Here is a 22,840-nt window from a genome sequence, read left to right as displayed (position 1 = left end):
AGCGGCAAACGTTCAGAGCGGGCGGCTCACTCGGGCAATTCGACACTGACCTTGATCGCCGAATACCAGGCCGTGACCGCGGCGATATCCTCGTCGCTCAGCCCGGAGGCGATGACGCTCATCTGCGGATGCTTGCGCTCACCGGAGCGGAAGGCCTGCAGCTGGCGCGCCAGGTACAGCTCGCCGTTGCCGGCCAGGTTCGGTGCATCGGCGACCGTGGCGATGCCATCGATGCCGTGGCACGCGGCGCACATCTTGGCCTTGGCCTTGGCAGCGGTCAGGTCGGCCGCCAGCGCCGGAAGGCAGGCGCTGCCTAGCAGCAGTGCCAGCGCCAGGGACAGCCGCCGGCTGAAATCCATCGACATGCAGAAATCCTCGAATGGCGCCGGCTACCGCGAACGGCAGCCCGGCGCAGCGGCTCAGTTGCCCTGGTAGGAGATGCGGTAGATGGCCCCGGCAGTGTCGTCGCTGACCAGCAGCGAGCCGTCCTTGAGCTGCGCGACATCGACGATGCGGCCGTAGTACTCGCCGGTTTCCTCATCCAGCCAGCCTTCGGCGAAGGGCACCGTCTCGCCGGACGGACCGCTGCCATCGGCCTCGAACGGCGTGAACATCACCCGCGCACCAGCCGGCACGGTGCGGTTCCAGCTGCCGCGCTGGGCGCTGAACAGCCCGCCGCGGTACTGCTCGGGAAACTGCTTGCCGGTATAGAACATCAGGCCCATGTCCGCGGCGTGGGCGGTAGTTTCCACCACCGGCGGGGTCAGGCCATCCGGCGGGGTCTCGTCGGCATATTCGTTGGTGCGCACCTGACCACCGCCATACCAGGGCATGCCGAAGCGCATGCCTGCCTTTGGCGCATGGTTGATTTCGCCCGGCGGCGTATCGTCGCCCATGCCGTCGACCTGGTTGTCGGTAAACCACAGCTCCTTGCTGGTCGGGTTATAGGTGATGCCCACGGAGTTGCGCACCCCGGTGGCGTAGACCTCGCGTTTGCTGCCGTCGCGCTCCATGCGCACGATGCCGCCGATGCCGTGCTTGGCGTACAGGTCGAGCTTGTCCTTGGGTGGCACGTTGTGCGGCTGGCCGAGGGAGATGGTGAGCTTGTTGTCCGAGCCCACGGCACAGACCCGCGCGCCGTGGTTGTAGCTCTCCTCGTCCTTTGGAATCAGCTCGCCGGTCGGGACCACGATGTCCGCCGCCACGTCCGGCCCCTCGTAGAAGAACTCCGCCGCCGGGAACACCAGCACGCGGTTGTGCTCGGCGACGAAGAGGAAGCCGTCCGGGCTAAAGCAGGGGCCGGGCTGGGTGAAGGAAATCGCCGGAGCGAAGCGCTTCACTTCATCGGCCGTGCGGTTCTTGGTGCGGTCGGTGACCGTCCACAGATCGGTCTTGCGGGTGCCGACGAACACCACCCCGCTGGAAGGCCCAACCGCCATGTGACGGGCATCCGGGACTATGGCGTAGAGATCGATGCGAAAACCCTCCGGCAGCTTGATGCGCTTGAGGTTGTCGCGGATGGCGTCGGCGGTGGGTCCATCCTGGGGGATGGTCTTCATGTCCAGCGACTGGCCGGTGGTCTTCATCGAGCGCATGCGCTCCAGTGCTTCATCACTGGTCGGCGCCGCAATCGCAGCGGCACAGCTCATCGCGAGCAGGGCGCTCAGGGTCAGGCAGGGAATCTTCATGGCACGCACCTCAGGGCACCGCCGCGTGGGGCGGTCATCTTGTTGTTATGGCGTTCCCGGCGACGAGCTGCGCACCGGGCATGCGGCTAGCTGCCTGCTTCAGCGTAGCGGCCGCCTGGCCATTTACCACTTGAGGTGCCGTGCGGTGTGGATCAACCCTGGCGCAGCGAAAGGCCCTTGAGGAAATTGCGCAGCAGCTGATCGCCGCAGGCGCGGTAGTTGCTGTGGCCGGGCTTGCGGAACAGCGCGCCGAGTTCGGATTTCGACAGCTGCAGGTCGGCGGCATGCAGGATCGCCTGCAGGTCTTCGTCGCGCAGCTCGAAGGCCACCCGCAGTTTTTTCAGGATCTGGTTGTTGCTGACCGGCAGCTCCAGCGGCGGTGCCGGACGGCTTTCGTCCTTGCCGCGCTTGAAGTAGATCAGCCCGTCGAGAAAACGCGCCATCGCTTCGTCCGGGCATTCCTGATAGCCGTCCTCGTCCTCGCGGCTGAGCCAGGCGCGAACCTCGGCCTCGTCCACCGTGCAGCCACCCAGGGCGGCAATTTCGGCCATCTGTGCATCACTGGCCTTGAGGGTGTAGCGCAGGCTGCGCAGGACGTCGTTATTGAGCATGTTCGCTCCTCACTGAGAAAAGGCCGGCAGTGTGCGCTTTCGGGCGCCCTGCGGCGAGTCCGATCAACCGTCTTCACGCTCGCCGAGGCGACGGTACAACGTGCGCCGGCCGATGCCGAGCAGGGCCGCGGCGCGGCGCTTGTTGCCGTCCACCAGCTTCAGCACATGCTCGATATAACGCAGCTCCAGCTCCTCCAGAGTCGGTAGCAGCGGGCCATCACTGAGCTGAGCGAGCAGTTCGGCGCCGGCACTGCGCGCCTTGTCATCACGATAGTCGGCGATGCGGCTGGGCAGGTGCTCCAGCTCGATGCTGCGCCCGTGGCAGAAGGTCACCGCACGCTCGATGGCGTTCTGCAGCTCGCGCACGTTGCCTGGGAACGGATAGCGTCGCAGCTGCGCCAGTGCCGCCGGCGCGATGCCGCGCACCGGTCGCCCGCTGCGCGCGGCAAAGTGGGCGACGAAGCCGGCGGCCAGCAGTTCGAGGTCCTCCTCGCGATCACGCAGCGGCGGCACCTGCAGAATGAAGGTTTCCAGGCGGAAGAACAGGTCCTCGCGGAAGGCCTCGCGGCCGGCCTCGGTTTCCAGCGGGCGGTTGCTCGCCGCGATGATGCGCACATCCACGCTCAGCTCACGCTCGGCACCCACCGGGCGGATCGTGCCTTCCTGCAGCACGCGCAGGAGCTTGGCCTGCAGCGGCAGCGGCATCTCGCCGATCTCGTCGAGAAACAGCGTGCCACCGTCGGCCTGCTGGAAAAGTCCCTTGTGCGCGCGGTTGGCGCCGGTGAAGGCGCCAGAGACATGGCCGAAGAATTCGCTTTCCAGCAATTCGGCCGGCAGCCCGGCGCAGTTGATCGCAAGGAATGGCCCTCTGGCACGTTCGCTTTCCGCATGCACGGCGCGGGCGACCAGCTCCTTGCCGGTGCCGCTCTCGCCGATCACCAGCACCGGCCCCTCGGCGCGGGCAAGCTGGCGGATCTGATCGAACAAGCCGCGCATAACCCGGCTGCGGCCGAGCATGCCGTGGAAGCGATCATCGCTGAGCAGCTGCTGGAAGCGCCGCACCTCGTCGCGCAGGCGTCGCGTCTCCAGCGCACGGGCCACCGCCAGGGCGAAGTGCTCGAGGTCCAGCGGCTTGGTGAGGAATTCGTCGGCGCCTTCCTTGAGCGCCGCCACGGCCTGCTGGATGCTGCCGAACGCGGTGATCACCAGAAATGCCGGTGCCGCCTGCATCGTCTTGACCCGTCGCAGCAGCGCCATGCCATCGGCACCGGGCAGGCGCAGATCGCTGACCACCAGCGCCGGCTCCCAGCTTTCCAGCGAGCCGACCGCCTCCTCCGCACTGGCCAGCGCGCGCACCTGCAGGCCGCGGTCTTCCAGCTCCTCGACCAGCAACTGGCGCAGGCTGTCGTCGTCCTCGACCAGCAGGACCCGCTCCTGCGTCACTTCAGTCATGCTCGACCTCCTCGTCGATCAATGGCAATGCGATACGGAAGGCCGCGCCCGGCAGACCGCCGTCGACCAGCTCGATACGTCCACCGCACTCGCTGACCACGCCATGGGCAACCGCCAGCCCCAGCCCACTGCCCTCGCCCACCGCTTTGGTGGTGAAGAACGGCTCGAACAGCGCGGCTCGGTTCGACTCGGCAATGCCGGGACCGTCGTCCTCGACCTGCAACATCAGCTCGGCAGCATCGCGCCACCAGCGCAGGCGCACCAATCCGCCAGGGCTGGCCTGGGCGGCATTGCGCAGCAGATTGGTCAGCGCCTGCTCGAAACGCGGCGGGTCGACCCGGCAGTACAGGGTTTGTGCCGGTGCCTGCAGCTCCAGCCGAACCTGCAGCGCAGCCAGCTCATCGGCCACCGCCGCGGCTGCCGAATGCGCCAGCACCTCGGCGGGCACCTTGCGCAGCGGCGAGCCGGCAGCGCGACCGAAATCCAGCAGCTGGCGGACGATGGCACTGAGCCGCGCCACCTGCTGGCGAATCTGCAACAGAGCGCGGCGATGGGTTTCGCCCAGCTCGTCGTCGCGCAATACGCGCTGCGCCTTGCCGTCTATCACACTCAGCGGGCTGCCCAGCTCATGCGCAACACCAGCCGCCAGCCGTCCCACTGCCGCCAGTTGCTGACTCTGGCGCAGGCGCGCCTGCAACTGCTCTTCGCGGGCCTGCTGCTCGGCCACCTGGCGCTCGGCGGTGGCGATGCTGTCGAGCATCTGATTCAACGCGCCGGACAGCACGACGATTTCCTGCGGCCCGCTACGCGGTGCACGATGCTCGCGCTCGCCGGCCGCGACGCGCTCCATGCTGCGCGCCAGCTGCTGCAGATGCTTGCCCACCGCGGAGCGATGGCCGAGCAGAATCACCACCAGCGCCACCCCGGCGAGCATGCCACTTAAGCCCGCGGCGATCAGGCGCAGGCGGCGGATGTCCTGCTCGAAATCGCCCCAGCGCCGGGTCACCTGCAGCAGGCCATTGATCTGCCCGCCACTTTCCTCCAGCGGAACGAAGTAGGAATAAACCGGGCGGCCATTGATGCGCTGATAGGTGCCGGTCAGCTCGCCGCCGGCGGTGAGCTGCTGGATCGCCGACTCGTCCTGATCGGGCTCTACTGCGCCGGCATAGGCCGCCAGCTTGCCATCGCGGTCGTAGACATAGGCGCCGTATACGCGGCCGACGCCGAGCACCGATTCGAGCACCTGTTGCAGGGTGCGCTCGTGGTTCTTCTCCAGGCTGGCACTGAGCGGCAGACGTACCGCCCGCGCCACCAGCTCGACCTCCGCCTGCAAGCGCCGCTCGCTGCTGCGCTCGACCGTCCAGAGCACCACCGAACTGAAGCCGAACATGATCGCCATGAGCGGCACGATGACCTTGAGCAGAAGCGCGCCACGTAGGCTCGCCGGGCGCTGCCAGATTGATACATGTGTCATATGGGCACACTACAGACGCCCTATCTGCCGGTCCACCCTGCCCCGACGAAACGAGAAACCCTTTAAATAACAGGCAATTAGATACACAAACCAGAGCTGGCACAGCTGCTGCAATGACAAATACGTCTTTAACCGAAGCAGGAATGAACATGACCCAGCACAACGCTCGTCTCGCCTTCGCCGGAATCCTCTCGCTGTTCCTCGGCCTGGCCGCCCCCCTTGCATCGGCGCAATCAGCCAACCCGGCACCTACCGCCCAGCCAGCCGCCGGCGCACAGGCGCAGCAGTTCAGTGAAACGAAACTGGAGAACTTCGCCGAATCACTTGGCGAGATCATGGAGATCCGCGAGGAATTCACCGGCAAGCTGCAAAAGACCGAAGACGCCGACAAGGCCCGTGAGCTTCAGCAGCAGGCCAACGAGAAAATGCTCGGCGTGATCGAGGAAAAGGACATCAGCATCGACGAATATAACGCCATCAACGAAGCCGTGCAGACCGACCCGGAACTGCGTAACCGTGTGATCGCGATGATGCAGCAGTGATTACATCACCGACACCGCGCGGCGCTGCCTGAGGCAGCTCGCGCAGGCTAACGAGAAAGCCCCGTTTGGCTGATGCCGCCGGGGCTTCTTGCGTCTGGATGCAAGACCCTGAAGTTGCTCAAACGGGTATCTGACGGGAATAACCGGCCGGGCGACCTCCCCCAGGTCCTCATTCAGCAAGGCCTATCGCCCTTGGAGCCACTCCCACGCGGATGCACCACCGAACAGGCTAGCGTGCCGCCGACTCAACAGCCGCGGTCTACAGAGGCAAGACGCGCGCGAAAGTTGAAGTAGTGTTCGAGCACCCGCTGCGGCGCCTCGACCTGCGGGTAGTGACCGATGCCCTCCAGCAGCACGGTGTCGGGCGTCGGAATCAGCTCGCGGTAGCGAGCGACCATATGTGCACCGGAGATCGGATCGGCCGCGCCGTCGATCACCCGCAACGGCACATTGCAGCGCTGCATGGCCGTAACCCAGCGCTCGCGTTGCCTGACCCGCTCGGGCATGTAGCGGATCAGCCGGTGCATCACCGCCGGTCCGTCGCTCTCGGCGATCAGTCGCCAGTAATCGTCCAGCTCAGCGTCGCTCGGCTGCGTCTGCGCACCGAAGACCCGGCCGAAGGTCGCCCCGAGCGTACGCCGCGAGAACAGCCTGCCCAGCAGGAAGCCGAACGGCCCGAGCAGCAGTTTCTGCACCCGTACCGGATGATGGGTTTCCGGGAACAGCCCGCCATTAAGGAACACGCAGCTGGTCAGCGCGATGCGCCCTTCGCAATGCCGCGCCAGCAGCTCCTGAGCGACGCTGTCGCCATAGTCATGCGCCAGCACATGAATCGCGCCGTCGATACCCAGCTCCGCCAGTAGTGCCTGCTGCAGATCGGCCTGTTCGATCAGGCTGTAAGCGTGCCCGCGCGGCTTGGCCGAATAGCCGAAGCCGAGCATGTCGCAGGCAATCAGCCGATAGCGCGCCGCAAGTGGCTGCCAGACCTTGTGCCAGTCCCAGCTGGCAGTGGGAAATCCATGGATCAGCAGCAGCGGCTCACCTTCGCCAGCCGTCCAGTAGCGGATGCGATTGCCGCCAAAATCGAACTCGCGAGCGCTGGCGCGCCAGGTATCCAGTGCTATGCCGTCGGTGCTACTCATTCGCTCTTCTTGTTTTCATGGAGACGAAGCCAGTCTAGCGGGGTGGCTTGGAATGACGACTTGCCGTGCCGGCCAGCTTGGTGGCCCGGCGAGTCAGCTGGGCGCTGCTGGGAAGAAAAACGGGGGGGGGGCGAATCATTGGTTCTGCATACGCGGAAAACACCGTTACTGCGACGGAACCAAGGTTCGCCCACCCCCTCTCGGGCGTCTGGAACGGTTACCGCCCGACCGCGCCACCAGGTCAGTTCACGGCTGCCCCGCCATGATCCGCGCCACCTCGCCTTCGGCCTGCAGGTGCTCGAAGGCGGCCTGGGTGCGCAGCACGGTGTCGTCGTCGGTCTGGCGGCTGTAGGCCATGTAGAGCTGCGTCGAGGTGTGCGGGCTGAAGACCTTCTCGACCGTAGCCGGGTCGACGCCGGCCTCGGCGCACAGGGCGAGCATGTCGTGCTCGGGCATCGGCACCAGGTCGACCTGGCCGTTGACCAGGCGCTTGAAGTTGTCGCTGTTGTGCGCACTCACCACGATCTTGCTAAAGCCGTTGGCCTGCAGGTACTGGTGCCGGACGTCGTCGCGCATGACGCCGATCCGGTAGGCCTTGGCCGCCTCCAGGTCCGGCACCCGGATATCGCCCCGCCCGCTGAGTTTGTAGAAGTGGTAGTCGATGCGCATGATCTCGCCGACCCAGCGGAACAGCGCTTCGCGTTCGGAGGTGCGTGCGATCAGGTAGATCAGTACGCCGGGCTCGCGCAGGGCCATGTCATACGCCCGCGCCCACGGGTAGAGGCTGACCTGGTAGTCATTGAGGCCGGCGCGCTGCAGGGTGGCCTCGACGACGCGGCTCGCCGTGCCGGCTACCTTGCCGTTCTCCAAGTAGCTGTAGGCGGTGTCTTCGGTCACCACACGCAGCGGACCGGCGTTGGCCGTGGTGGTGCCGAGCAACGCAAGGAAGAAAGCGGTCCAGGCAAACGGATGCATCATGCAGTCCTCATGCGATCAGGCGGAAATGCAGTTGCGCCCGTGGGTCTTGGCCCGGTAGAGGGCCTCGTCCGCGCGGTGCAGCAGTTGGTCGAATTGGTCCATGGTGTCCGGATCGAGCACGGCCAGGCCGATGCTGAAGGTCACGTAGGGTGAAACTGCGGAAGCCTCGTGGGGCAACTCGCGCTCGGCCAGGCGTTGCTGCAGGCGCACCGCCGCCCGCCGCGCGGCCTCGGCATCGACGCCGGGCAGCAGCACGACGAATTCCTCGCCGCCAAGCCGCGCGACCACCTCGCCGGCGCGGGCGAATACGGACTGCAACGTGTCGGCGACCATTTGCAGGCACTGGTCGCCCTGGGCGTGGCCGTAGTGGTCGTTGTAGCGCTTGAAGAAATCCACGTCGCACATCAGCACCGCCAACGGCTGGTCCTGACGCAGCGCACGGCGGAATTCGACTTCCTTGATCTCGTCGAACTGGCGCCGGTTGGCCAGTCCGGTAAGCGGATCGCTGCGCGACAGCTCTTCCAGTTGCACGTTGGCGGCGCGCAGTTCGGCAGTGCGCTCTTCAACCAGCTCGGCAAGGCGGTCCCGGTGTGCGGCCAGGGCCAGCTCATCCTGGTGCTGGCGCTCGAGATAGGCCGAGAGTTTCGCCTGCAGGCTGTTGACGCCGCCTTCCAGCAGGCTCAGCTCGTCGTGCCGCTTCGGCGAACGATCAAGGCGCAGGCTGCGATCGAGATTGTCCGGCGTCAGCCGCGTCAGGTGACGGGCAATGCGCCGCACGTGCAGGGTGACTGTGCGGTTGAACATCCACATGATCAGCCCGGCCAGCAACAGCGACTGGATGACCTGGGTGATGACGATGTCGTAGACCTCGGCAAGCATGCGCTCCCAGAGCAGTTCTTCATTGCCTTCGAGCACCAGCTCGCCCACCGTCTCACTGGCGCCGGCGTAGGGTTCGTAGCTCAACTGATGCTGCAGGCGCGGCGCGCGGTGCTCGGCCGGCTGCTCACCCCGTTGCCGCTGAACCAGTTCCGGCTCGCGGCCGGCGCGGATGATCCGCAGCTCGACGCGGCCGATGGGCGCGGCCTGCACCACGCTGTCGAGCTGCGAATGCAGGGAATCACTGTCCATTTCCCAGATCGCCTTGGACAGGGTGCTGCGGAACACCTGATCGATCAGTGCCAACTCGGCGTTCATCTCCGCCAGGTTGTTCTGCCAGGCGGTCCAGGTCCGCAGCCCGACGGTGGCGAGGGTGAAAAGCAGGCAGAAACCGAGTGTGGCCAGCACCAACCGGCGGCCGAGCGAACCCACCGGTCGCGGCACCGGCTCGCTGATCGTGGTGGTTGAGTCGTCGTTCATTTCAGCCATTTCGCGACAATCGCGTCGTAGCGCCCATCGGCCCGCACGCGAGCCAGCGCCTGGCGGAAGCGCTCGACGACTTCATCCGGCGTGTCGCGACTGAACGCCATGCACAGGCCATCCGCACCGCCAAGGTCGTCCAGGCTCAGCTGCGGCACCGCCGCCTCGTTCGGATCACCACTGGCCTGGCGCACCAGGTAATGGGCGTTGAGCTCGTTGGATATCCACAGATCCACCCGCCCCGCCTTGAGCTTCTGATAGTTGTGCTCGTACTTGTTGCTCGACTGCAGGTTGCGGCCGACGGCGAAGCCCTTGTCGATCAGATACTGCTCGCCGACATCCGCCTTGACCGTGGCGATCTGGTATTGCCGGGCATCGTCCAGGGTTTTCAGGTCGAACTCGGTGCCGGGCAGCGAGAACAGGAACCAGCGGGTCGGCGCGATCACCCCGACCCACTTGAACAACGGTTCGCGCTGCGGCGTGCGGGCGATGGAATAGATCAGCACGTTCTCGTTGTTCAAGGCGATGTCATAGGCACGGGCCCAGGGCATGGAACGGATGCGCACGTCCTCGCCGGCCTCCTCCAGCACCGCCTTCACCACCTCGGTGCCCATGCCGGTCAGCTCGCCATCGACGGTCATGTTGTAGGGCGGCAGCTCTTCGGTGACCGCGGTGATTGCATGGGCATAGGTGAGCGCGCTACAGACCCCGGACACTAGCAGGACAAGGGCGACGCTCAGATCGCGGAGCCAGGACGAACGCATGCAGTGTCCTCGGAGGGATGCCGGCATCGGGGGCAGGCCACTAGAATCAATCAGATACCCCCTTTCTCGGCGCCAGCCCATCACACTTGAGCAGATGTGCGTGCCCGTCCACAGCTCTCCGACGTATGGCGAGCCCGGAGAGGCAGGAATGTGGGGGAAGAGGCGCCGCTCACATGGCGTAGATCGCCGGGCCAGCTTGTTCAACCGTCAGCCGGGCTATATCACGCGTTATGCGGTACACCCACGGTTCCCGCTCAGGGCCGCTGTCGCTTGTGCTCGAACGCCTCTACGCAGGCAGGCAAGTCATAGAAGCGAGGCGCACCGCCGGCCCGGTTGCCGTTTTCACCGGCGGTCTTGCGCCGACATTCGGTCTCGGCGCGACTGTTGCGGGTCGTTCTCATGCAGTCCTGAAACGCCGCTTCGCGCAGCGGCGCCAGCTTCGCCTCCCGGGCCGACTCGCAACGCTGGTCGAGCTCGGCCTGGCGCCTGTCGAACGCCTCCCTGTCCTTCTGGAAACCGGCCTGCGCCTGTGTCGCCAACACAGCCAGCAGCACCGTAGCCAACAATCCCTGTTTCATCGAATCGCTCCTTTGAATACCGGTGGCGAGCATGGCGCGGCGGTGGCGGCTTAACAAGCCGCCGCGAGATGTGGCCGCGGGCAAAAGCCCTACGGCGCACCTTCCGAGCATTCAAACCCGCGCCCGCACCTGCCGCGGGCTGATGCCGAACTGGCGTTTGAACGCCGTGGCGAAGTTGGCGGGGCTGTTGTAGCCGGCGCGCCAGGCGGCCTCGTTGACGCTGGCACCTTCGCGCTCCAAAGCCTCCCGTGCCAGTTTCAGGCGGCGGGCACGCTGGTACTCGAACACAGTCATGCCCTTGAACTGGCGAAACTGCCGTTGCAGCGTGGTGGCATTGACGCCCACGTCCCGGGCGATGCGCTCCAGCGTCCAGTCGTCGGCCGCACCGCTGTCGAGGAGCGCGAGGAGGCGTTGCAGACGGCGGTACTCCTGCGGGCGCAGGCCCTGTTCCGCCGACGCCGAGCCATCACCCAGGCTGATCAGTGCCTCGCAGGCGATGTCCAGTGCGCGGCTTTCCAGGTACAGGCCCTGAAGCAGCGGGTCATAGCCGGGCGGGTTGAGCATCTGCTCGGCCAGGGTCAGCAGCCGCGCCGAGGGCTTCCAGATGCGCGGCGTCAGATGACTGTCCATGAAGCGGCGGATCGCGCCATCACTCGAGTCGACGCCCTCCCCGCGCCCTTCGAACCAGTCCGGCGTCAGGCTCACCACCAGCTTGCGGATATGACTGCCGCGACGCGCCTGGCGGCGGAACAGCACGGGCTCGTTCATCGAAACCGCCACGCCCTCGGGGGCTCGCTGCGACGCCGACTGACCGAGCGTCAGCGACAGATCGCCATAGCTGACCCGGCTCTGGCCCTGCAGAAAGAGCACGAACGATACCCGCGGACCAACCACGTTTTCGGTGACGAAATCCTGCAGCTCTTCGCAATCGGACCAGTGCAGCGACAGGCCATCCCGCAGCTGCGCCCACTTCACCCGGCCGTAGAGCAAGCGGTCGTCATCGTCGTTGGGCAGGCGCAGCCCCGGCCTGCTCATGGCCGGCAACTCATCGCCACGAATGATGTGATCGGCTTGATTCATGCGGCGCTGCGCCTCGAACTGACGGGATTGCAAAGCAAATGTTCGGCCCCGCAAAGGTTCGCGAAGCGGCTGGGTGGCAGACTACGCGCCGACATCTTTTGATGCAAATCATTATCATTAAGTAGCGCGAACGTTTGCCAACACGTCGCCGCCGCTGCGACAGGAGCCGCCCATGGACAGAATTCTCCGCACCTCAAGCCTCAGGCCATTGCTGCTCGCCGGCCTGCTCGCCCCGTTTCCGTTGAGCGCCCTGGCGCAGAGCGTCGCCGCCCAGGCCGAAACGGTGCAGCTGGAGAGCATCACCGTAGAAGGCAACCGCCTGTACGACATGCCGTCTTCGGAGCAAAGCGGCGGCTACACCGTGCCGGCCGCCACCGTCGGCACCAAGACGCCGGCCGAACTGCGCGACATTCCGCAGTCGATCAGCGTGTACACCAGCGATTACATCCGCGACCGCCAGTTCGTGAACCTGGATGACCTGGCCAAGTACTCAACCGGCCTGCGCACCCTGAGCAACGACAGCGGGCGCTCGTCGATCTATGCGCGCGGCTACGAGTACGACGAATTCAACATTGATGGCCTGCCCGCGCCGATGGCCAGCATCAACGGCACGCTGCCGTCGCTGTCGCCGTTCGATCGGGTCGAGGTCATGCGCGGGCCGTCCGGGCTGTTCAACAGCACCAGCGAGATGGGCGGCATCGTCAACATGGTGCGCAAGCGTCCGACCCGCGAATTCCAGGGCAGCCTGACCGGGCGCTACGGCAGCTGGGACACCAATTACCTGGAAGCCGACCTGTCCGGCCCGCTCGACGAACAGGGGCGCGTGCGCGGCCGTACGGTGATCTCCCGCGCCGACACCAACGGCGAGGTCGACTACAACGCCAACACCAGCGAGAGCTTCTATGGCGCACTGGACATCGACCTGTCCGACGCCACCGTCATGTCCTTCGGGCTGATCCACCAGACCAAGGACATCCTTCCGCACAACGGCTATCCGGCCGCCATCGACGGCAGCCTGGAAGACTTCAGTCGCTCGACCTACCTGGGCGCCGACTGGGGGAATTTCGACAGCCGCGGCACCGACGTCGTCGCCGAGCTGACCCATCGCTTCGACAATGGCGGCTATGGTCGCGTGGCGGTGCGCGGCTCCAGGCGCGCGACCGATTACCTCTATGCCTTCACCGCGCGTAACGTCAACAGCGGCGCGACCAGCCTGGCCTACACCGCCCGCGATCTGGAGCAGGACACCCTCGCTGTGGATGCCAACTACAGCCAGCCGTTCGAGCTGCTCGGGCAGGTCAGCGAGTTCGTCATCGGCAGCGATTTCAAACGCTACGAGACCGAGTATGCGGACGCCCGCGGCAATCTCGGCGCCATCGACGTCGCCAGCTACCAGCCGGGCGACACCAGCAAGCCGAACGTCACCTTCGGTACGCCGACCGAAACCGACGAGCGCGAAGCCGGCCTCTACGCCAAGCTGACCTTCCGCCCGATCCAGCGCCTGGCGCTGATCGGCGGCGCGCGGGTCAGCAGCTTCGAAGGCGAGAACAGCAGCGCCACGCAGGATGTGCGCGAGTCCGGCTATATCACGCCCTACGGCGGCCTGGTGTTCGATCTGGATGACCAGCACTCCCTCTACGCCAGCTACTCGCAGGTATTCAAGCCGCAGAGCGAGGCCGGTGCCGACGGCCGCATCATCGACCCGCGCGAAGGCGAGCAGTACGAGGTGGGCATCAAGGGCAGCTATTTCGGCGGCGACCTCAATGCGCGCATCACCGCCTTCCAGCTCACCGACGAGAACCGCGCGGCCGGCGCCATCGATGACAGCGGCGCGCCGATCAGCGGCGTCTACGAGGCCACCGGCAAGACCCGCATCCGCGGTGGCGAACTGGAAGTCAGCGGCTACCTGACCCCCGACTGGGAGGTGCTGGCCGGCTACACCTACATGAAGACCGAGAACCTGGCCGGTGACGACAACGCGCTCTTCGCGCTGATGCCCCAGCACCAGGCCTCGCTGTGGACCAAGTACACCCTGCCCGGCGGTGCCCTGCGCGGCCTGGGGATCGGTGGTGGCGTGACCGCGATGAGCGACTACTACATCGAACGCGCCGGCAGCCCGCGCCTCAGCGCACCGGGATATGCAGTGGTGGATGCCAAGCTGTCCTACCCGATCACCGACAAGCTGACCGGCACCTTCGACGTGAACAACCTGCTCGACCGCAAATACGTTTCGCGGGTTGGCAGCGTTGGCACCTTCAACTTCTACGGCCCGTCGCGCAGCTTCACGGTGGGCGCCCGCTACGAGTTCTGAGCCACCTGGCCGCCGGCGCCCGTAGGCGTCGGCGGCTGACTTCCGGAGATCACCATGCCCCAGTTTCACGCCCAGGTGGCGACACCCCGCGCGTCGCGCAACATGATGCGGCTGTGCAAGCACTTCGCGCACAAGGCCGAAGTCCAGCTGGACGAACGTCAGGCGCAAGTCGAATTCGCCTTCGGCCAGTGCCGGATGCTCGCCGATGACGAGCGACTGCTGATCGACTGCCAGGCCGAGGCCGGCGAGGCGGAAAAGCGCCTGCGCTTCGTTATCGACGACCACCTCCATCGCTTCTCGGGCGAGGAAGCACTGAAGGTGAGCTGGCTGGACGGGCCGCTACCGCCAGGCCACAGGCAGGTCGAGCCATGAAAGGCGTCCTGCTCGCCGTGCTCGCCAGTCTGGGACTTGCCGCCGTACAGGCACACGCTGGGGAAGAAGCCGGCTGGCAGCCAGTTCAGCTACCGCACAGCAGCCAGCGTGACCTGCATTCGCAACGCACTGGCAAGGACTACCGCATCTTCGTCTCTGAGCCGCGACACGCGCCACCGCCGGGTGGCTATCCGGTGCTCTATGTGCTGGATGGCAACGCCCTGTTTCCGGGGCTGGCGATCCAGGCCCAGGCGCTGGAGGATCGGCCCGACCCTAATCTTCGCGATTCGGTACTGGTGGTCGGCATCGGCTACCCCGATGACGCCCTGTACGACTTCAAGGCGCGTGCCGAGGATTACACGCCCAAAGCCGAGGATCGCCAGCGCCTGCCGGGCCGCGAACCGCCGCCATCGGGCGGTGCCGATGACTTTCTGGCCTTTATCGAGGACGAACTCAAACCGCTGATCGCCCAGAGCTACCCGGTCGACGCCCGACGGCAGACCCTGTTCGGCCATTCCTACGGCGGCCTGTTCACCCTCTACACACTGTTCACCAAGCCGCAGGCATTTCAGGGCTATGTGGCCGCCAGTCCGTCGATCTGGTGGTACCAGGGCTATGTTGAACGAACACTCGCCGCATTCGAACGGCAGCTCGCGGACCAGCCTGTCGCCGCGCGCCTGCTAGTCACCGCTGGCGGTGCCGAACAGCCCGCGGCGGATGCCGCCATGGACGACCCGCGCCAGCGCCATATGGCCGAGCGGCGCATGGTCGGCAATGCCCGGGATCTGGTCGACCGTCTGCAGCGGCTGTCCGGCCACGGCCTGCACAGCGAATTCCAGCTGTTCCCGGGAGCCAACCACGGCACCAACGCCGCACACAGCTCGGTCGTAGCACTGGCGTTGGCGGCCGCGATCGGACGCCAGCCATCCCGCGATCAGGACGACTGAGGATGACGAAAGCGACGAGAACCGACCGGTCAGCCGGCCAGGGCAAGTGCAGGCAAATGCCCGGTGCTAGAGTCGGCGCTGCCTTTTCCATCACTGGAGACACCATGCGTCCTCTTTTCAATGCCCTGCTGCTGGCCCTGCCACTCTCGCTCTCGTCACTGGCCTTTGCCGCCGAATCGCCTGCCGGCCGCTGGCAGACCATCGACGACGAAACCAGCAAGCCCAAGTCCATCGTCGAAATCCAGCAGGCCGCTGACGGCACGCTGAGCGGCAAGGTCGCCGAAATCCTGAAATCGGATCACGGGCCGAACCCGGTCTGCAGCGAATGCGACGGCGAGCGCAAGGATCAGCCCATCACCGGCATGACCATTCTCTGGGACCTCAAGCCGGACGGCGAACAGGCCTGGAGCGATGGCACCATCCTCGACCCGGCCAAGGGCAAGACCTACCGCGCCAAGGCCAGGCTGGTCGAAGGCGGCGACAAGCTGGAGGTCCGCGGCTACATCGGCATCGAGGCGCTGGGCCGTACGCAGACCTGGATTCGCCAGTAACCTCGCTCGGCATCCGAGAGCCGGACCGCCGCCCGGCTCCCGGACTGCACGGTGGCGCCAGGCCAGGGTCGAACCCTGCATGCACTCACTTGCCCTGCGCCTCCTGCCCCCATCGAGCCCCCGCCCTCGCCGCGCACTCTGCCTGGCGATGCTGTTCCTTCTCTGCCCCCTGGCAGTCGCCGATACCCGGCTGACCGCCGTGCTCGCGCAGGCCGAGCGCCTGGAGCAGCTGCAAACCCTGATCATCGCCCAGCGTGGCGAGATCCTTGCCGAGCGCGGTTACCGCGGCCATCGCACGACCACGCCGAGGAACATCAAATCCGCGTCCAAATCGGTGATTTCCGCACTGGTCGGCATCGCCATCGACAAAGGCGTCATCGAGAGCGTCGAGCAGCCCATTGCGGAGCTGCTGCCAGCCGACCTGCTCGGCAAGCCCGATCCACGTCTGCAGCAGGTGACGGTTGGCAACCTGCTGAGCATGCAGGCCGGGCTCGGATCGACCTCCGGGCGCAATTACGGCGCCTGGGTGGCGAGTCGCAACTGGGTTCGTGCGGCACTGGCACGACCGTTCGAGGCCGACCCCGGCACGGCGATGATCTATTCGACGGGCTCCAGCCATCTGCTCTCGGCAATCCTTACGCGCCGCACCGGCAAATCCACATTGCAGCTGGCGCGACAGTGGCTGGCGCCACTCGACGGCTTCACCATCAGCGCCTGGACGCGCGACCCGCAGGGCATCTACCTGGGCGGCAACGAGATGGCGATGACGCCACGCTCGCTGTTGGCCTTTGGCGAGCTCTACCGCCGCGCTGGGCTCACGGCCTCGGGCGAACGGCTGCTCTCGCAGGACTGGATAGAAGCGTCCTGGACACCCCGCACCCGCTCGCGCTACACCGGGCACGGCTACGGCTATGGCTGGTTCATCACCGAGCTAAGCGGAGAAGCGGTGCGCTATGGCTGGGGTTATGGAGGACAGATGGTCTACGTGGTGCCGGGCCTCGAGATGACGGTGGTGATGACCTCCAACACCCAGCAGCCCTCCAGCGGTGCCATGGGGCATCGCGACGCGCTGCACCGGCTGCTTGGCGAGATCATCGGCGCGCTGCATGCAGCAGGCGCGCGGCCCTAGCCCTGCACCAGCCGCAGCAACGCGGCGCGGTCCAGGCAGCGATAGCGAAACGAGGGCCGGCCGATCTGCCCGTAGTGAAAGGATTCTTCCAGCAGCTGTGAATCGCTCAGATGCTTGAGGTACTTGCGCACCGACACGCGCGACATGCCGGTGGCCGGCAGCAGGGTTTCGCTGGTGAAGCTGTCCTCGTCCAGCGCCAGGATCGCCTGCGCCACCTGCGCCAGCGATGCCGGTGTCAGCCCCTTGGGCAGGTCGCCGGGGCGGCGCAGGTCGGTGGCGGGCGGTTGGCTGAACAGCCGGTCGATATCGCCCTGACCGAGCTGATCCGGCAGGCGGGACAGCGCCTCGCGGGCACGGCGACAGGCCTCTACCGCATCGCGGAAGCGCTCGAAACTGAACGGTTTGACCAGGTAATCCCGCGCGCCGAGGCGTTGCGCCGCGCGCACGGTCTCGATCTCCGAAGCGGCGGTGATCAGCACGGCATCGGTGTTGCGGTCCTGCGCGCGCAGATGGCGCAGCACCTCCAGCCCGGAGCGATTGCGCAGGTAGACGTCGAGCAGCAGCAGGTCCACCGCCTCGCGCTCCAGCAATTCGAGCGCGGCCGGCACGCTCTCGCACTGGCCGACCAGCTCGACGCCCTCTAGCCGGGCCAGGTAATCGACGTTCAGGCGCATGACCATCGGGTCGTCCTCGACGATCAGCACGCGCATGGCTGCTTTCATGATTCGACGTCTCCCGCGGCGCTCCGATAGGGCAATTCAACCTCGAACAGGCTGCCACGACCGGCCTCGGAATACACCGCCAGGCTGCCGCCCCAGGCCCCGACCTGCTCCTGCACCGCGGCCAGGCCGATGCCACGCCGCTCGCCCTTGGTGGATACGCCGCGCTGGAAGATCTGCTCGCGCACTGCGGCTTCGATTCCGCCACCGCTGTCCTGCACGTGCAGCGAGAGCAGCGCTTCGTCGTAGTCCAGCGTCAGGTTGACCCGTCGCTCGTCCTCTTCGGCCACCGCTTCGAAGGCGTTTTCCAGCAGGTTGCCGAGGATGGTCACCAGGCCATGGATCTGCTCGGGCGCGGCGGCCGGCACCGGGTGCTCGACATCCACCTGAAAGAGGATGCCGCGCTCGCGGGCCTCGCTCTGCTTGCCGAGCAGAAAGCCCGCCAGCACCGGCTCACCGATCCCCTCGACCAGGGACGTCGCCGGCGCCAGCTGGTGATCGGCAAGGTCGCGCAGATAGGCGCGCAGGGCATCCAGATCACCCATCTGTGCCAGGCCGAGCAGCACGTGCAGCTTGTTCTTGAATTCGTGGGTCGCCGCCCGCAACGCTTCGGCATAGCGGCTGACACCGGTCAGCTGCTCGGCTAGCGCGTTGACTTCGCTCTTGTCGCGGAAGGTCGCGATGGCGCCGATCACCCGGCCCTGATGACGGATCGGCGCACGATTGGCGAGGATCGCCCGCCCGTTGAGGCTGAACTCACGGTCCCGCTGCTCGGTTGCGCTGGCCAGCACTTCGGGCAGGCCACTGTTGGGCAGGTATTCGGCGATCGGCCGGCCCAGCGGTGGTTTGCCGAGACCGGTGCTGGCCAGCAGGCGCTCGGCGGCGGGGTTGACCAGGGTGATGCGCGCCTGGTCGTCAACCGCCAGAACGCCTTCGCGCACCGAGGCCAGCATCGCCTGACGCTCCTCCACCAGCCAGGTGATCTCGTAGGGTTCCAGCCCCAGCAGCACGCGCTTGATATAGCGTGCCAGCAGGTGCGCACCGAGGGCGGTGACCAGCATCAACGCCAGTACACCGAGCACCACGCCGCGTTGATGCGCTTTCAGTAGTTCGCCGAGCGAGGCCAGGGTGACGCCAACCGAGACGGCGCCGACCACCTCGCCTTTGTCGTTCAACACCGGGGCAAACCCGCGAATGCTGCTGCCCAGACTGCCATCGGCACGCGAGGCATAGGTTTCACCGGCCAGTGCGCGGCCTTCGTCATCGCCGCGAAAGGCCTGCCCGATGCGGGCCGGCTCCGGGTGCGTCAGCCGTAGGGCATGCGGATTCATCACCACGATGAAGTCCACGCCCAGACGCTGGCGCAGGCCATCGATGTCTCGTTGCAGCGGATTATCGGGACTGAATTCGGCACCCGGGTTGGCCAGCGCTCGCTGCACATCGGTGCGTGCGGCGACGCTCTGCGCCAGGTTGGTCACCCGCGAAGCCTGCCCCTCTTCGAGGGTGTCCTGCAGCTGCACGTTGAACAGCCAGAGGGCGAGCGCCAGCGCCAGCACCACCATGACGGCGACCAGCAGCGAGATCAGCGTATTCAGGCGCAAGCGCACAGCCATCACTCCAGTGCATGAGCGGACGCTCGACGCGCCGCGCTAGAGGGCCGGATCGAGCCAGCCCTGTGCTCCAGGGTCAAGCTCGGCTCCACTTTTTTTAGTTTCGTAATGGTTTTTTAACTTCGCCAAACATTGGCCGCGAAGCATCTCTGCTTAAGGTAGCCCCGGCGTGGTTGTCCGACCGCGCATTCGCAAACATCACCCGTACGTGCGCCGCCTGGCCGCCACGTTCGAAGGAGTACAACAATGAATCGGACCACGCTGAGCGCTGCCGTGCCTGAAGGCAGCCCGAACATTCCCCTGCTGTCCCAACGCATCTTCAACCTGCCCTTGCCTCTGTTCGCCATCGCCTTGCTCGTCATGGCCGCCGCCATCGCTACCGACACACTGCCCAGCGGCATGATCGGCGCGCTGCTGGTGATGATGCTGCTCGGCGAGCTGCTTGGCTTCGCCGGTGACCGACTACCGATCATCAAGACCTACCTCGGCGGCGGCGCGATCCTGGCGCTGTTCGGCGCCGCGGCGATGGTCTATTTCGGCTGGCTGCCGGCAGCCGTGGCCGATGACGTCGCCAGCTTCATGAAGGGCGGCGGTTTTCTAGACTTCTATATCGCCGCGCTGATCACCGGCAGCATCCTCGGCATGGACGCCAAGGTGCTGGTCAAGGTCGGCTCGCGCTACGCGTTGCCGCTGCTCTGCTCGGTGCTGTTCGCCGCGCTGTTCGCCATGGCCGTGGGCGCGCTGCTGGGTTTCTCGCCGCAGGATGCGGTGGTGGTCATCGCCATGCCAATCATGGGCGGCGGCATGGGCGCCGGCGCGGTACCGATGAGCCAGATCTACGAGCAGCTGCTCGGCCAGCCGGCCAGCTACTACATCTCGATCCTGGTGCCGGCCCTGGCGCTAGGCAACGTCTTCGCGATCATCATCGCCGGGCTGCTCAATGGCCTCGGCAACCGCTATCCATCGCTGACCGGCAACGGCCAGATGATGCCCGGCGTGGACGTCAACGAGAAGGAAGGGCCTATCACCCTGCCGGCGCTGGGCGTCGGTCTGGTCGCGGCGCTGAGCTTCTTCGTCGCCGGGCAGATTCTCGGCGAGTTCGTGCCGCTGCATCCCTACGCCCTGATGATCGTACTGGTGGCGCTGCTCAAGGTGAGCAACCTGGTGCCCGAGTCGATCAACGACGCCGCCTCCCAGTGGTTCCGCTTCGTCGCGCGCAACTGGACCTTCGCCCTGCTGTTCGGCATCGGCGTGGCCTTTACCGACCTCGGCCAGGTGATCGACGCCATCTCGCTGACCTATGTGCTGATCGTTTTCGCCGTGGTCGCCGGTGCCGCCTTCGGCGCGGGCCTGGTAGGCAAACTGGTGGGCTTCTACCCGATAGAATCGGCGATCACCGCCGGGCTGTGCATGGCCAACATGGGCGGCACTGGCGATGTCGCGGTATTGTCCGCCGCGCGCCGCATGTCGCTGATGCCCTTCGCACAGATATCCTCGCGCCTGGGCGGCGCGCTGATCCTGCTGATCTCCAGCGTGGTGGTGCCGCTGTTCTTTACCTGAGCGACGGTGATCCTGGAATGAAAAAGCCCCGGCCTTGCGGTCGGGGCTTTTTTTGTTCGGCGAACGGGCTGCGTCAACCGCGGAAGTAGTTGACCCGCCGATTCAGCTCCTCGGCCAGCATGGTCAGGTCCTGGCTGGAGGACGCCACCTGATTCGATGCAGCGGAACTGGCGACAGTCGAGTCGTGGATGCGCGTGACGCTCTGGTTGACCTCTTCCGCCACCGCGCTCTGCTCCTCGGAAGCCGTCGCGATCTGCGCGTTCATCTCGTTGATCGAGCCCACTTCCTGACGAATCTTGGTCAGCGCATTTTCCGCCTGCAGCGTCTGCTCGACGGTCTGCTGCGCCAGCAGCTTGCTCGACTGCATTACCTCCACCGCCCTGCCAGCGCCGGCCTGCAGCGAGGCGATCATCTCGCTGATCTCGCTGGACGACAGCTGCGTGCGATTGGCCAGCGAGCGCACCTCGTCGGCCACCACCGCGAAACCACGGCCATGCTCGCCGGCACGCGCCGCCTCGATGGCGGCGTTGAGCGCGAGCAGGTTGGTCTGCTCGGCAATGGCGGTGATGACCTGCAGGATCTTCTCGATGTCGCCGCTTTGCGCCGAGACCTGGTTGACGGTTTCGGTCGCGCTCCCCAGCACCTTGGCCAGGTTATGGATGGAGATGGCCGTCTCGCCGACGATCCGCGTACCGGTCTCGACCTGCTCGTCGGCGCTCTTCGCCGCAGCCGCGGCACGGGCGGCGAAGCTCGCCACCTCGTTCACCGTCGTGGCCATCTGGTTGATCGCCGTGGCGACCTGCTCAGCCTCGGCCGACTGGTGCTGGATCTGCTGATTGCTGTTCGCCGATGAGGTACGCAATTCACCCGAGGCGACGCCGACGCCATCGGCGGCCGCGCGCACCTCGGCGATGATCGCGGTGAGGCGGCTGGCCATCTTCGCGGTCGCCCCCATGACGCTGTCCGGGTATGGGGTGACGATCACCTGGCCAAGATCGCCGTTGGCCAGATTGCCGATCACACGGGCCACCTCGTCGGGTTCGGCACCGAGGGTCGAACGCAGCTTGCGGATGATCACCACGGCGATGGCCACACCCAGCAGAACCGCCACACCAGTCACCGCGACGATCAGCGCGAGGAAGCCGCTGGCGGTTTCGCGGACCACGGTCACGTCCTGATTGATGCTCGATTCCTGGTGATCGATGAACGCGTTGATCAGCCGCAGCCACTCGGTATAGGCCCCGGCGACGTTTTCCAGGAGGAATTCGTAGGCGCGCTCCGAGCCCTCGCTGAAGCGCAGTTCGACCACCTGCTGGGTCAGCGCGTTGGTCTTCGCCTCGATGGCCTCGATCTGCAGCATCAGCTGCTTTTCCACGGCATCGGCGGAGGGTTGCGCAAGCATCGTCTTCATCGGCTGCGCCGAATAGGTGTACAGCTGCGCCAGCCGCTTGATCTCCGCCACCTGCTCACGGGCAAACGCCGGATCGGCTGCACTGACGGCGTCCCGCACGGCAATCGCACGATCGTGCACGCTGCCGCGGAAGTTGATCGCATAGCGTTGCTTGAGGCCGGCCTGCGAGCTGATCTGGCTCATGCTCCGGTCGATGACGTCGACTTTGAGCGCACTGACCACGGCGACCGCCACCATCAGCGCCAGGATCACCAGAAACCCCAGGCCCAGGCGCATGGATACCGACATCTGCTTGTTCATCGAACACTCCTCTAGCCAGACTGCGAGGCAGCCATTCAGTCAGTCGTTGATGCTCCGAGCGAAACTCGGAGCGGGGCAAAACTTGTACAACATAATGTCACCGTGACATTACTTGTACAAGTTTTATCGACGAACTGCCGGCCGAGAGCGGCGGAGTAAGAGCGCTCCAGTGTTCGCAGTGAAATATCGCAGGCTCAAGCACGCTGCTTGCAGAGGTCTTGTACAATTTTTCTGAAATCGCCGGTCGCCGGTTGTGAAAGCTGCT

At 65.8% G+C, this 22,840-nt stretch carries 21 protein-coding genes; 7 read left to right on the top strand and 14 right to left on the bottom strand.

All coding sequences use genetic code 11. From position 1 onward, the window contains the following. Positions 1 to 26: 26 nt before the first annotated feature. From RT582_RS00595 to RT582_RS00575, 5 genes are all read right to left on the bottom strand, one after another. Entirely contained in the window at positions 27 to 365 is a 339-nt protein-coding gene (locus tag RT582_RS00595) for a c-type cytochrome (protein WP_312725380.1), read from the bottom strand. A 54-nt stretch (positions 366 to 419) separates the two neighbouring features. Beyond that, positions 420 to 1,688 carry a PQQ-dependent sugar dehydrogenase gene (locus RT582_RS00590; RefSeq protein ID WP_312725377.1) on the bottom strand — a complete coding sequence of 423 codons (1,269 nt, stop codon included), beginning with the start codon at positions 1,686 to 1,688 and terminating at the stop codon, positions 420 to 422. Positions 1,689 to 1,840: 152 nt separating this feature from the next. Continuing rightward, positions 1,841 to 2,299: a DUF1456 family protein gene (locus tag RT582_RS00585; RefSeq protein WP_014821882.1), complete on the bottom strand. Its 459-nt coding sequence runs from the start codon at positions 2,297 to 2,299 to the stop codon at positions 1,841 to 1,843. 63 nt (positions 2,300 to 2,362) lie between these two features. Beyond that, complete coding sequence (locus tag RT582_RS00580; RefSeq protein ID WP_041015265.1) at positions 2,363 to 3,751, bottom strand: sigma-54-dependent transcriptional regulator; 1,389 nt, start codon at positions 3,749 to 3,751, stop codon at positions 2,363 to 2,365. Continuing rightward, positions 3,744 to 5,225, bottom strand: a complete 1,482-nt coding sequence (locus tag RT582_RS00575; protein WP_312723189.1) for a sensor histidine kinase — start codon at positions 5,223 to 5,225, stop codon at positions 3,744 to 3,746. Before RT582_RS00575 ends, RT582_RS00580 begins: the two co-directional genes overlap by 8 nt. A gap of 149 nt (positions 5,226 to 5,374) precedes the next feature. Between RT582_RS00575 and RT582_RS00570 the strand changes: the two genes are divergently transcribed. Continuing rightward, a complete protein-coding gene (locus RT582_RS00570; RefSeq protein ID WP_125877161.1) occupies positions 5,375 to 5,767 on the top strand; it encodes a DUF4168 domain-containing protein in 393 nt (130 codons plus the stop codon). A gap of 245 nt (positions 5,768 to 6,012) precedes the next feature. Here the strand turns inward: RT582_RS00570 and RT582_RS00565 are convergent, their stop codons facing one another. The 6 genes from RT582_RS00565 to RT582_RS00540 all read right to left on the bottom strand — a co-directional run bounded on the left by RT582_RS00565 (position 6,013) and on the right by RT582_RS00540 (position 11,665). Then, positions 6,013 to 6,909, bottom strand: a complete 897-nt coding sequence (locus RT582_RS00565) for an alpha/beta fold hydrolase (protein ID WP_312723187.1) — start codon at positions 6,907 to 6,909, stop codon at positions 6,013 to 6,015. A gap of 246 nt (positions 6,910 to 7,155) precedes the next feature. Then, complete coding sequence (locus tag RT582_RS00560) at positions 7,156 to 7,887, bottom strand: substrate-binding periplasmic protein (RefSeq protein WP_125877165.1); 732 nt, start codon at positions 7,885 to 7,887, stop codon at positions 7,156 to 7,158. Positions 7,888 to 7,902: 15 nt separating this feature from the next. Continuing rightward, a complete protein-coding gene (locus RT582_RS00555; RefSeq protein ID WP_312725371.1) occupies positions 7,903 to 9,243 on the bottom strand; it encodes a GGDEF domain-containing protein in 1,341 nt (446 codons plus the stop codon). Further along, complete coding sequence (locus RT582_RS00550; protein ID WP_041015269.1) at positions 9,240 to 10,007, bottom strand: substrate-binding periplasmic protein; 768 nt, start codon at positions 10,005 to 10,007, stop codon at positions 9,240 to 9,242. The genes RT582_RS00555 and RT582_RS00550 overlap by 4 nt, the downstream gene beginning before the upstream one ends. 254 nt (positions 10,008 to 10,261) lie before the next feature. After that, the gene (locus RT582_RS00545) at positions 10,262 to 10,618 is read right to left on the bottom strand and encodes a hypothetical protein (protein ID WP_152623980.1); all 357 of its coding nucleotides are present in this window, start codon (positions 10,616 to 10,618) and stop codon (positions 10,262 to 10,264) included. Positions 10,619 to 10,696: 78 nt separating this feature from the next. Further along, positions 10,697 to 11,665, bottom strand: coding sequence for a helix-turn-helix transcriptional regulator (locus RT582_RS00540; RefSeq protein WP_313476133.1), 969 nt, complete (start codon positions 11,663 to 11,665; stop codon positions 10,697 to 10,699). Between the two features lie 172 nt (positions 11,666 to 11,837). Here RT582_RS00540 and RT582_RS00535 point away from each other — a divergent pair, with 172 nt between their 5' ends. From RT582_RS00535 to RT582_RS00515, 5 genes are all read left to right on the top strand, one after another. Then, positions 11,838 to 13,976: a TonB-dependent siderophore receptor gene (locus RT582_RS00535; protein ID WP_312725368.1), complete on the top strand. Its 2,139-nt coding sequence runs from the start codon at positions 11,838 to 11,840 to the stop codon at positions 13,974 to 13,976. 54 nt (positions 13,977 to 14,030) lie between these two features. Continuing rightward, positions 14,031 to 14,348, top strand: coding sequence for a DUF2218 domain-containing protein (locus tag RT582_RS00530; protein WP_312173205.1), 318 nt, complete (start codon positions 14,031 to 14,033; stop codon positions 14,346 to 14,348). After that, complete coding sequence (locus tag RT582_RS00525) at positions 14,345 to 15,295, top strand: alpha/beta hydrolase (protein ID WP_312725367.1); 951 nt, start codon at positions 14,345 to 14,347, stop codon at positions 15,293 to 15,295. Before RT582_RS00530 ends, RT582_RS00525 begins: the two co-directional genes overlap by 4 nt. 104 nt (positions 15,296 to 15,399) lie before the next feature. Beyond that, positions 15,400 to 15,846, top strand: a complete 447-nt coding sequence (locus RT582_RS00520; RefSeq protein WP_041015272.1) for a DUF2147 domain-containing protein — start codon at positions 15,400 to 15,402, stop codon at positions 15,844 to 15,846. Between the two features lie 79 nt (positions 15,847 to 15,925). Continuing rightward, on the top strand, positions 15,926 to 16,975 hold the full coding sequence (locus RT582_RS00515; RefSeq protein WP_313476130.1) for a serine hydrolase domain-containing protein: 1,050 nt from the start codon (positions 15,926 to 15,928) through the stop codon (positions 16,973 to 16,975). Here RT582_RS00515 and RT582_RS00510 read toward each other — a convergent pair. Together RT582_RS00510 and dcuS are read right to left on the bottom strand one after the other, a co-directional pair. Further along, complete coding sequence (locus RT582_RS00510; protein ID WP_313476128.1) at positions 16,972 to 17,697, bottom strand: response regulator; 726 nt, start codon at positions 17,695 to 17,697, stop codon at positions 16,972 to 16,974. The genes RT582_RS00515 and RT582_RS00510 overlap by 4 nt on opposite strands. Continuing rightward, positions 17,694 to 19,301: a DcuS/MalK family sensor histidine kinase gene (gene dcuS / locus RT582_RS00505; protein ID WP_313476126.1), complete on the bottom strand. Its 1,608-nt coding sequence runs from the start codon at positions 19,299 to 19,301 to the stop codon at positions 17,694 to 17,696. Before dcuS ends, RT582_RS00510 begins: the two co-directional genes overlap by 4 nt. 249 nt (positions 19,302 to 19,550) lie before the next feature. Between dcuS and RT582_RS00500 the strand changes: the two genes are divergently transcribed. Then, positions 19,551 to 20,864 carry a 2-hydroxycarboxylate transporter family protein gene (locus tag RT582_RS00500; protein WP_014821899.1) on the top strand — a complete coding sequence of 438 codons (1,314 nt, stop codon included), beginning with the start codon at positions 19,551 to 19,553 and terminating at the stop codon, positions 20,862 to 20,864. Between the two features lie 73 nt (positions 20,865 to 20,937). Here the strand turns inward: RT582_RS00500 and RT582_RS00495 are convergent, their stop codons facing one another. Further along, positions 20,938 to 22,575: a methyl-accepting chemotaxis protein gene (locus RT582_RS00495; RefSeq protein ID WP_313476125.1), complete on the bottom strand. Its 1,638-nt coding sequence runs from the start codon at positions 22,573 to 22,575 to the stop codon at positions 20,938 to 20,940. Positions 22,576 to 22,840 lie beyond the last annotated feature (265 nt).

The sequence above is a fragment of the Stutzerimonas kunmingensis genome (assembly GCF_032106285.1).
Taxonomy (GTDB): domain Bacteria; phylum Pseudomonadota; class Gammaproteobacteria; order Pseudomonadales; family Pseudomonadaceae; genus Stutzerimonas; species Stutzerimonas kunmingensis_B.
Note: the sequence above shows the minus strand (reverse complement) of the source record. Positions and strands in the feature narration are given on the sequence as shown.